The following is a 9,743-nucleotide window of genomic DNA, read 5'->3' as shown; positions in this document are numbered from 1 at the left end:
CGCCCGCCCGGCCCTGGGCGGCCGGCCCGCTGACGGGCGTGGCCGGGCGCGGTCGCGCGGGCCCGGTGAGCGCCGGGGCCGCACCGGCCACGTGGCGGGTGAACGCGTCGAGCGACTGGTGCTCGTAGAGCGCGCGTACGGGGATGTCCACGCCGAACTCCGCGCGGCTGAGCTTGGCGATCCGTGCCGCGGTGAGGCTGCTGCCGCCCAGGTCGAACAGGCTCGCCGCGGTGTCGGTGACGCCCCAGCCGAGCGCCTCCTCCCAGACGGCGGCCATGCGCGCGCGGAGGCCGGCGTGGGCCGGGGGCGCGGCGGGTGCGGTTGCGTGATCCGACATGAGGTCTCCAGTGCGGGGGGCTCAGTGGGCGCCGGCCGGCAGACCGCCCAGTTCGTGCGCGAGGAGGTCGAGCAGCGGGCGCCAGGAGTCGACCAGGTACATGTGGCCACCGGGCAGCTCGACGAGCCGGAAGGGCCCGGTCGTCGTGTCCCGCCAGGCACCGGCCGCCGCCGCGGAGACCACGTCGTCGTCGGCGCCGCGCACGCTCAGCACCGGGAACCGCGACGGCCCGGCCTGGTCCGGCCGGTGGTCCTCCTGCATCGCGATGTCGGTGCGCAGCGGCGGCAGCAGCAGTTCGCGCAGTTCGGGGTCGTCCAGCGCCGGGTGGTGGTAGCCGGCGATCCGGCGGACACCGGCGATGAAGGCGTCGTCGGGCAGCCCGGTGATGCGCTCGGCGCGCGGGGTGCCGGGCGGGGTGGCGCCGCTCGGGACCAGCACCAGGTCCAGATGGGGTGCCTCGCGGGCGAGCGCGCGGGCGGTCTCGTGCGCCAGGAAGGCGCCGAAGCTGTGGCCGAAGACGGCGACCCGGTCGGCGCCCTCGGTCTCCCGCAGCAGTTCGGGCACGATCAGGTCGAGCAGCGTGCCGACGTCCCGGCACTCCGGCTCGGCGAACCGCTTCTCGCGGCCGGGCAGTTGCACCGGGACGACGCGCAGACCGGGGTGGCTGCCCACCCAGGGCCGGAAGAACGCGGCGCCCGCGCCGGCCGGGGGCAGGCACAGCAGAGTGGTGCCAGACATGTCTTTCCTCGCTTCTCGTGGTCCGTCCGCGGCCGTGCGCCGGTGGTTCAGTGGTCCGCCGGGTCGTCCCCGGTCAGCCGCCGCAGGATCGTCCAGGCGACCTCGGCGACCGTGAAGTCCGCGTAGAGGTCGCTCAGGGCGAGTTCGACGGCGAAGGTGTCGCGCAGCCGGGCCGCCAGCCGTACGGCGGTCAGCGACTGCCCGCCCAGATCGAAGAAGTTGTCGTGGATGCCCACGGCGTCCACCTCCAGCACCTCCGCCCAGATCCGGGCGACTTCCTCCTCGAACGGGGTGCGGGGGGCGCCGTCGCCGTCCGCGGCGGGGCCGTCCGGGGCGGGCGGCGGCGGCAGTTCGTCGACGGCGAGAGCGCCGGACGCGGTCCGGGGCAGGGACGTGGTCCCGACGACGGCCGCGGGCAGCCAGGGGCCGGGGACCCGGTCGCCGAGCAGTTTCAACAGCGCGTCGGCGTCCGTGTGTTCACCGGGCGGGGGCACGACGTAGGCGACGAGGCCCGGGCCGCCCGGGAGCACGGGGCGCACGACGACGGCGCAGTCGGCGACGCCGGGCAGTCCCGCCAGCACGGACTCGACCGCGGCCGGGTCCACCGGCAGGGCCTGGTGACCGTACGTGCCGTCGGTGCGGCCGAGCGGCAGGACGGTGCCGTCGGGGCGCAGCCGGGCCCGCTCGCCGGTCCTGAACAGCCGTCCGCCGGGCAGCCGAGCCGCGGCCGTCGTACCGGGGGCACCGTCCGGCGCGGTGCCGACGGCGGGGCCGCCGAGGTGGAGGTCGCCGACGGCTCCGAAGGGCACGGGTTCCAGGTGCTCGTCGAGGACGTGCAGATCGTAGCCCGCGGGCCGGAGCACCACCGGGTCCTGGCCGGCGGCCGGGGTGGCCACGGCGTACGCGCCGGCGGTGCCGGGCAGGAACCGGAGCCGTGGCGCGGGCCGGTCCGCCTCGGGGGCACCGGCCTGTTCCGGCGGGGCGAGTTCGAGGGTGGCGCCGCGGGCCAGCGCCGCCGGCAGCTCGCGCAGGAACTGCTCGGGGCTGTCCGGCGCGCACCGGTGGACGCCGCCCGGTGCCAGGTCCAGCGCGGCCGCGGCGCCCCGGGCGGCGGTGAGCACCGCCGTGTGGCTCAGCGGGACGACGCCGACGGCACCCTCACCGGTGACCGTCCAGGCCAGCAGGGCAGGCGTGCCGTCCGGCGACGGCACGACTTCGACGGAACCCGACGGCGGCACGGTCTCGGCGGAAGCCGACGGTGGCACGGAGTCACCGGAACCCGACGGCGGCACGGTCTCGGCGGAAGCCGACAGCGGCACGGAGTCACCGGAACCCGACGGCGGCACGGTCTCGGCGGAAGCCGACAGCGGCGCGGAGCCGGCGGGGGCCGGGGGCCGACCGGAGGGGGCGGAGACGTCCGGGAGGACCAGTGCCCCCGACTCGGTGAGGAGGGTCCGCTCCAGGTGCTCGGGCAGGTCCGGGTGGAGCGGGAAGCAGGCGCCGCCCGCCTTGAGGACGGCGTACGCCGTGACCGCGAGGTCGGCCGAGGGCATGGCGCGCAGGGCCACCGGGGTGCCCGGGCGCACGCCGTGGGTGCGCAGCCGTTGTGCCAGTTCCCCGGCCCGCCGGTCGAGCTGCCGGTACGTCAGCCCGGTCTCCGGTGTGGTGAGCGCGGGCGCATCCGGGGTCCGGGCGGCCCACTCCTCCACCGCCGCGTGGACCGGGCCGGTGGCGGGCCCGGTGCGCGCGCCGGGCGCGGCGGCCAGCACGGTCCGGCGCTCCTCGGCGTCCAGCAGCGGCAGCCGGGACAGCGGTCGGTCCGGCTGCTCGGCGATCGCTTCGAGCAGGGCGACGTAGTGCCCGGCCAGGCGCACTACCGTGGCGTCGTCGAACACGTCGGTGCTGTACTCCAGCACCACCCGGTGGCCGTCGTCGGCCGGCCGGACGTCCATGGCCAGGTCCATCTTGGCGGTACCGGTGCCGACGTGCGCCATCTCGAAGGTGAGCCCGGCGGCGGTCCACCGCTCGGGGGCCTTGGCCTGGAGCACCATCAGCACCCGGGCAGGGTCCTCGCCGGCCCCCGGGGCGGCGTGCTGGCGCAGCAGGTCGGCGGCCTGCTCGAAGGGCAGTTCCTCATGGGCGACGGCGCCCTGGAAGGCGGTCCGCACCCGGTCGAGCAGGTCGAGGAAGTCGGGGTCGCCGGACAGGTCGGTACGCAGGAACAGCGGGTTGACGAAGTAGCCGATGAGGCCTTCGAGTTCGGGCCGGGTGCGGCCGGCCGTCGGGGAGACGACGGTGATGTCGTCCTGGCCTCCGTAGCGGGCGAGCAGCACGTTGAACGCGGCGAGCAGCACCATGAACGGAGTCGCGGTGCGCCGGCGGGCGAGCGCCTCCACGCGCTGCACCAGGGCGCGCGGCAGGGTGAAGTGGTGGGCGGCGCCCCGTCCGCTGGCGACGGCGGGCCGGGGCCGGTCGGTCGGCAGCTCGGGGGGCCGGGCGCCGGACAGCTCGCGGGCCCAGTGGGCGCGCAGCCCGTCGAGGTGCTCACCGGTCAGCCGTTCACGCTGCCAGGCAGCGAAGTCCGCGTACTGGATGGGCAGTTCGGGCAACCGTGGCTCCCGGCCCGCGCGCAGGTCCGCGTAGGCGGCGGTCAGCTCACCGAAGAGGATGCCCGAGGAGAGCCCGTCGGTGACGATGTGGTGGATGGCGAGCAGCGCCACATGGTGGTCGGGCGCCAGACGCAGCAGCCGGAACCGTATGAGCGGGCCCTGCCGCAGGTCGAAGGGCGTCTCCAGTTCCCGGCGCGCGGTCTCCTCGAACTCCTCCTCCGTGGTGTCCAGCACCGTGATGTCGACCGGCGCCGACGGGTGGATCACCTGTACCGGGTCGCCGTCGTCGAGGTCGAAGGTGGTGCGCAGGACCTCGTGCCGGTCCACGACGAGGCCGAGGGCGCGCCGCAGCACCGGGACGTCCAGCGGGCCGCGCAGCCGTACCGCCGCCGTCACGTTGTACGCGGACTGGCCCGGGGTTATCTCGTTCTGCAGCCACAGGCTCTGCTGCGCGAACGATGTGTCGGCCACAAGGCTCTCTTCGGTCATCGGCGTCCGTCTCTCCTCCGTCGCGCCGACCGGGCGGCCGCGCGCCTCCCGGTGACTGCGCTGCTCCGCATGCATGGCACTGCACGGGATGCTCCCCCGGTGCGGTGGCGTCCGGCAGTCGGGTAAGTCCCCGACTGTCCCGGGGCGCCGGGTCCGGGCAGCATCGGGTGCCCGTACCCCGGCCGGGGCTGCCGGCGGCCCGGTCGCCGGCCGGATCACGGCCCGGGCGCAGCCCTGATCAGAAGGGAACCTCCCGAGGTGGCCGAACACGCCCTGACCGCCCCCGCCCTGCCGTCCGCGCGGCGCCGTTTCGGCCCGGGGTTCCGCCGGCTGTGGGCCGCGACGACCTTCTCCGGCCTGGGCGACGGGGTGCGGATGATCGCGCTGGCCGTCCTGGCGTCCACGATCACCGCCGATCCGCTGAAGGTGTCGCTGGTGACGGTGGCCGGCCAGTTGCCCTGGGTCCTGGTGGGCCCGTTCAGCGGGACCCTCATCGACCACTGGGACCGCTACCGGCTGCTGTGGCTGTGCGACGCGGCCAGGACCGCCGTCCTCGCGGGCCTGGTCATGGTGCTCCTCACCGGCCGGGCGAGTCTGACCGCTCTGGTGGTGGTCGCGTTCCTGCTCAGCTCGGTGGAGACGATGGCGGAGAACCTGGCGCAGGCCGTGGTGCCCGACATGGCCGCCGCCGACGCCCTCGACTCGGCCAACAGCAGGCTGCTGACCGGCCAGTTGGTCACGATGGAGTTCCTCGGCCCGCCGCTGGGCACGGCCCTGTTCGCGGTGGCGCACGCGCTGCCGTTCGGGCTCTCCACCGCCTGCTTCGCGGTGTCCGCGCTGCTCGTCCTCAGGGTCCGCCCGAAGGGTGCGGCCGTCCGGGGCACGCCGCTGACGCCGCGGTCGCTCGGGGCGCACACCGCGGCCGGGGTGGTGTGGCTGTGGCGGCACCGGCTGCTGCGGACGGTGTGCCTGCTGGTGGCCCTGTTCAACTTCGCCGTGCTGGCGGTGCTCGGGGTCGCCGTGCTCTACGCCCTGGACACGCTGAAGCTCAGCCAGACCATGTACGGGCTGCTGATGCTGGTCATCGCCGGCGGCGGTCTGATCGGCGTGGTGACCGCGCCGCTGGTGGTCTCCGCGCTGGGCCGGGGCCGGGCCCTGCAGCTCTCCTTCGCCCTGTGCCCGGCGTCCTTCGCCGTCGCCGGCTGGACCTCGCACCCGCTGGTGGCCGCACTCGCGCTGACCTTCGTCGGCGCCGCCATCACCCTGGGCAACGTCCTCACCGCGACACTGCGCCAGACCCTGATCCCGAAGGAGCGCTTCGGCCAGGTCAACGGCGCCTACCGACTGGTGATCAACGGTCTGACGCCGCTCGGCGGCCTCGCCGGCGGGCTCGTCGCCGACCGGTTCGGGCTGCGGGCGCCGTTCTTCCTCGCCGCCGGACTGCTGCTCCTGTGCACCCTGGTCGCGGTGCCGCTGCTGCCCAGGCGCGCGCTGGACGACCTCCCGGAGCCGGACGCCGTCACCGGGGCCACCGAGGCGGCCGAGGGCTGAGCGCCCGGTCCTGCCGTTCCCGCACACCGGTGCCCGGCCGGAAGGCAGACTTCGGACATGGTCGATCGCGCCTTCGGCGACTTCGAACTCGCCTCGCTCTACGACAAGTTGAACCCCTGGGGCCCCGGTGACGACTTCTACCTGGAGCTCGTCCTCGCCGCCGGTTCGGTCCTCGACGTCGGCTGCGGCACCGGCCGGCTGCTGCGCGGAGCCCGGGAGGCCGGGCACCGGGGCCGGCTCACCGGCCTCGACCCGGCGGCCGCCATGCTCGTGCAGGCCCGCCGAGCGGAGCCGGGCGTCGAGTGGGTGCTCGGGGACCTGCTCTCGCACACCTGGGACAAGGCGTTCGACCTGGTCGTGATGACCGGCCACGCGTTCCAGGAACTGCTGCGCGACGAGCAGGTGCGCGGACTGCTGGGCGGGGTGCGCCGCGCGCTCGCGGGCGGCGGCCGGTTCGTCTTCGAGACCCGGAACCCGGCCGCCCGCGCCTGGGAGCGCTGGACCCCGGACCGGGTGCACGAGTTCACCGGCGACGACGGGCCGGTACGGGTCTGGCACGACGCGGACCCGGCCCCCACCGGGGACCGGGTCACGTTCACGGAGACGTACGCCGGGGCGCGCTGGCCGCGGCCGCGGGTGTGCCGGAGCACCCTGCGGTTCCTCGGCACCACCGCCCTCGACGGCTTCCTCGGCGAGGCCGGTCTTGCCGTCGCCGAGCGCTACGGGGACTGGGGGCGGGGGCCCGTGACCCCCGCCAGCCCCGAGATCATCACCGTCGCCGCTCCGCGGGCCTAGGCCTGCGGAGCGGCGCCCTCCTCCAGCGCCGCCAGGGCCGGGTCCATGACGATGTCCTCGTCACGGGCCTCGGTCGTGGGGTCCTCCGGGAAGTGGCAGGCCGTCAGGTGGCCGTCACGGTTGCCGGAGATCTGGACCAGCGGCGGCTCGTCGGTCGCGCACTTGTCCTGCGCCTTCCAGCAGCGGGTGCGGAAGCGGCAGCCGGACGGCGGGTTGATCGGCGAGGGGACGTCGCCGGAGAGACGGATCCGCTCACGGTCCGCGGTCTCCTCGTCGACGCCGACCTCCGGCACCGCCGACAGCAGGGCGTGCGTGTAGGGGTGGCGGGGCCGGTTGTATATCGAGTCCCGGTCGCCGACCTCGACCACCTTGCCGAGGTACATGACCGCGACGCGCTGCGAGAAGTGCCGGACGATGGCGAGGTCGTGGGCGATGAACAGGAACGCGATGCCCAGTTCCGCCTGGACCTGCTGGAGCAGGTTCACCACCTGCGCCTGGATGGAGACGTCCAGCGCGGAGACCGGCTCGTCGGCCACGATCAGCTTCGGGTTCAGCGCCAGGGCGCGGGCGACGCCGATGCGCTGGCGCTGACCGCCGGAGAACTCGTGCGGGAAGCGGTTGTAGTGCTCCGGGTTCAGGCCGACGAGCTCCAGCAGCTCCCGGACCTTCTTCTCCCGGCCGCCCTGCGGCTCGATCCCGTTGACCTCCATCGGCGACTTGATGATGCTGCCGACGGTCTGCCGCGGGTTCAGCGAGGAGTACGGGTCCTGGAAGATCATCTGGATCTCGGACCGGACGGGCGCGATCTGCCGGCGCGAGGCGTGCGTGATGTCCTGCCCCGCGTAGGTGATCGAGCCGGCGGTCGGCTCCAGCAGCCGGGTGATGAGCCGGCCGGTGGTCGACTTGCCGCAGCCGGACTCGCCGACCAGGCCGACGCTCTCGGCGACGCCGACGCTGAGGTCGATGCCGTCGACCGCCTGGACCGCGCCGACCTTGCGCTTGATCGGGAAGCCGCCGTAGATCGGGAAGTGCTTGGTCAGGCCCTTGACCTCCAGCAGCGCCTCGGGCGCGGTGCCGGTGGTGCCCTGCTGTGCGGGGAGGGTGAGGTTCTCGCTCATGTCTCGGTTCTCCCTAGCGCAGCCGGGGCTGGATCTTGTCGATGAAGATGGTCTGCTTCTGCTCCGGCGTCAGGTGGCACGCCGAGGCACGCCCCTCGCCCAGCGCCGGCCGGACCTCGGAGCACAGGTTGCCCTGCACCTCGTCCTTGAACGCGCAGCGCGGGTGGAAGCGGCAGCCCGAGGGCGGGTTGAGCAGCGAGGGCGGGCTGCCGGGGATCGGCGTCAGCGCGGTGTGGATGTCGCTGTCCAGACGCGGCATCGAGCTGAGCAGGCCCCAGGTGTAGGGGTGCTTCGGCTCGTGCAGCACCTCCTTGGTGCTGCCGCGCTCCACGGCCCGGCCCGCGTACATCACCAGCAGGTCGTCCGCCATGTGCGAGATGACGCCGAGGTCGTGGGTGATGAAGATGATCGCGGAGCCGAACTCCTGCTGGAGGTCCTTGAGCAGGTCCAGGATCTGGGCCTGCACGGTCACGTCGAGCGCGGTGGTCGGCTCGTCGGCGATCAGCAGGTCGGGGTCGCACATCAGCGCCATGGCGATCATCGCGCGCTGGCGCATACCGCCGGAGAACTGGTGCGGGTAGTCGTCGAAGCGGACCTTGGGCTGCGGGATGCCGACCTTCTCCAGCATCTGGATGGCCCGGTCCTTCGCCTCCTTCTTGGAGGCGCCGCGGTGCTTCATGAACGGCTCGGACAGCTGCCGGCCCACCGTGTAGAACGGCGACAGCGCGGTCAGCGGGTCCTGGAAGATCATCGCCATCTTGTTGCCGCGGAGCTGCTCCAGCTCCTTTTCCTTGGCGGTGACGAGTTCCTTGCCGTCGAGGACGATCTCGCCGTCGATGGTGGAGGTGCGCGGGTTGTGCAGGCCCAGGATCGTCAGGTTGGTGACGGACTTCCCGGAGCCGGACTCGCCGACGATGCCCAGGGTCTTGCCGCGCTCGACGTCGAAGGAGAGGCCGTCGACCGCCTTGACGATGCCGTCCTCGGTGGAGAACTGCACCTTCAGATCGCGCACCGAGAGGAAGCTCTCCGCACCGGTCGGGGCCGGAGTGCCCTCGGTCTTGGTCAGTGTGGTCACGGTGGTTCGTTCTTCCTAGGAGAGCCGGACGCGCGGGTCGATCCAGGCGTACGCGATGTCGGTGAGGATGTTGAAGAGCAGGATGAAGAAGGCACCGAACAACATGACGCCCATGGTCAGCGGGAGGTCCTTGTGGACCGCACCGTCCACGGCGAGCCGACCGATTCCCTGGAGGGAGAAGGTGATCTCGGTGACGACGGCACCGCCGAGCATGCTGCTGAGGTCGATACCGAGCACGGTGACGATCGGGATCATCGAGCCGCGCCAGGCGTAGCGGAAGAAGACGTACTTGCGCGACATGCCCTTCGCGCGGGCGGTGCGCACGTGCTCCTCGGCAAGCTGCTCGATCATCGACGAGCGGGCCATACGGGTGTACTGCGCGGTGAAGATGGTGGCCATCACCAGGGTGGGCAGGAGCATGCCCGTGAACCAGCCCCACGGGTCCTCGGTGATCGGCACGTACTGGGGGTTCTCCATCCAGCCCGTGCTGTAGACGAAGATGATCAGGACGATCGGACCCAGGAAGTAGATCTGGAACGAGCTGAGGACCATCGACGCGCCGGTGGCGACCTTGTCGACCATGGAGCCCCGCCGGAAGGCGGCGACCATGCCGGCGCCCACACCGAGCACGAGGAAGACGACCGCACCGCCGAGGGTGAGGGTCAGGGTGGTCGGGAAGCGGTCCATGATCGTGCCCCAGACCATGTCGCCCGAGTAGAACGACTGGCCGAGGCAGGGGGCGTTGCAGTGTCCGGTCGGGAAGTCACGGCCCATCACGATGCCGGTCATGAAGTCCCAGAACTGCTGGACGATGGGCAGGTTGAGACCGAGGGCCTGGCGGATGTCCTCCAGCCTCTGGGGAGAGCAGTCCTTGCCACAGGCCAGGGAGGCGTAATCGGAAGGCGCGGCGACGAACAGGAAGAAGGTCGCGGCGCTGATGAGGAACAGGGTGACCAGGGCACCGACCGTGCGCCGGATGATGAACTGAAGCATGGCGGGAGGGCTGCTCTCTGCGGAGACGAGTGGGAGGT

The 9,743-nt window shown here is 73.0% G+C and carries 8 protein-coding genes; 2 read left to right on the top strand and 6 right to left on the bottom strand.

Features of this window, described 5'->3' with window-relative positions; translation table 11 throughout:
- The 3 genes from PV343_RS17295 to PV343_RS17285 form a co-directional block, all read right to left on the bottom strand.
- Positions 1-337: acyl carrier protein (locus PV343_RS17295; RefSeq protein ID WP_319147815.1), on the bottom strand; the 337-nt coding region annotated here is incomplete at its 3' end.
- 21 nt (positions 338-358) lie between these two features.
- Positions 359-1,075, bottom strand: a complete 717-nt coding sequence (locus tag PV343_RS17290) for a thioesterase II family protein (protein ID WP_319147813.1) — start codon at positions 1,073-1,075, stop codon at positions 359-361.
- A 47-nt stretch (positions 1,076-1,122) separates the two neighbouring features.
- A complete protein-coding gene (locus PV343_RS17285; RefSeq protein ID WP_319147812.1) occupies positions 1,123-4,173 on the bottom strand; it encodes a condensation domain-containing protein in 3,051 nt (1,016 codons plus the stop codon).
- Between the two features lie 258 nt (positions 4,174-4,431).
- Between PV343_RS17285 and PV343_RS17280 the strand changes: the two genes are divergently transcribed.
- Together PV343_RS17280 and PV343_RS17275 are read left to right on the top strand one after the other, a co-directional pair.
- Positions 4,432-5,724 (top strand): MFS transporter, encoded by a 1,293-nt coding sequence (locus PV343_RS17280; protein WP_319147811.1) that lies wholly within the window; start codon positions 4,432-4,434, stop codon positions 5,722-5,724.
- A gap of 57 nt (positions 5,725-5,781) precedes the next feature.
- The gene (locus PV343_RS17275; RefSeq protein ID WP_319147810.1) at positions 5,782-6,519 is read left to right on the top strand and encodes a class I SAM-dependent methyltransferase; all 738 of its coding nucleotides are present in this window, start codon (positions 5,782-5,784) and stop codon (positions 6,517-6,519) included.
- Here the strand turns inward: PV343_RS17275 and PV343_RS17270 are convergent.
- From PV343_RS17270 to PV343_RS17260, 3 genes are read right to left on the bottom strand one after another with little or no spacing between them, the layout of a single operon-like run.
- The gene (locus PV343_RS17270) at positions 6,516-7,637 is read right to left on the bottom strand and encodes an ABC transporter ATP-binding protein (RefSeq protein ID WP_319147809.1); all 1,122 of its coding nucleotides are present in this window, start codon (positions 7,635-7,637) and stop codon (positions 6,516-6,518) included. The genes PV343_RS17275 and PV343_RS17270 overlap by 4 nt on opposite strands.
- 13 nt (positions 7,638-7,650) lie before the next feature.
- Positions 7,651-8,712 carry an ABC transporter ATP-binding protein gene (locus tag PV343_RS17265; protein WP_319147808.1) on the bottom strand — a complete coding sequence of 354 codons (1,062 nt, stop codon included), beginning with the start codon at positions 8,710-8,712 and terminating at the stop codon, positions 7,651-7,653.
- 15 nt (positions 8,713-8,727) lie between these two features.
- A complete protein-coding gene (locus PV343_RS17260) occupies positions 8,728-9,705 on the bottom strand; it encodes an ABC transporter permease (RefSeq protein ID WP_319147807.1) in 978 nt (325 codons plus the stop codon).
- Between the last annotated feature and the right edge of the window lie 38 nt (positions 9,706-9,743).

Origin of the sequence: Streptomyces sp. WI03-4A (assembly GCF_033792105.1) — a bacterium.
Classification (GTDB): Bacteria; Actinomycetota; Actinomycetes; order Streptomycetales; family Streptomycetaceae; genus Streptomyces; species Streptomyces collinus_A.
This window is presented reverse-complemented; position numbering and strand designations above follow the sequence as displayed.

Bases quoted from the DNA above. Each gene is read 5' to 3' on its own strand.
- PV343_RS17260 (WP_319147807.1), bottom strand. From the start codon at position 9,705: ATGCTTCAGTTCATCATCCGGCGCACGGTCGGTGCCCTGGTCACCCTG.
- PV343_RS17290 (WP_319147813.1), bottom strand. From the start codon at position 1,075: ATGTCTGGCACCACTCTGCTGTGCCTGCCCCCGGCCGGCGCGGGCGCC.
- PV343_RS17275 (WP_319147810.1), top strand. From the start codon at position 5,782: ATGGTCGATCGCGCCTTCGGCGACTTCGAACTCGCCTCGCTCTACGAC.
- PV343_RS17270 (WP_319147809.1), bottom strand. From the start codon at position 7,637: ATGAGCGAGAACCTCACCCTCCCCGCACAGCAGGGCACCACCGGCACC.
- PV343_RS17285 (WP_319147812.1), bottom strand. From the start codon at position 4,173: ATGACCGAAGAGAGCCTTGTGGCCGACACATCGTTCGCGCAGCAGAGC.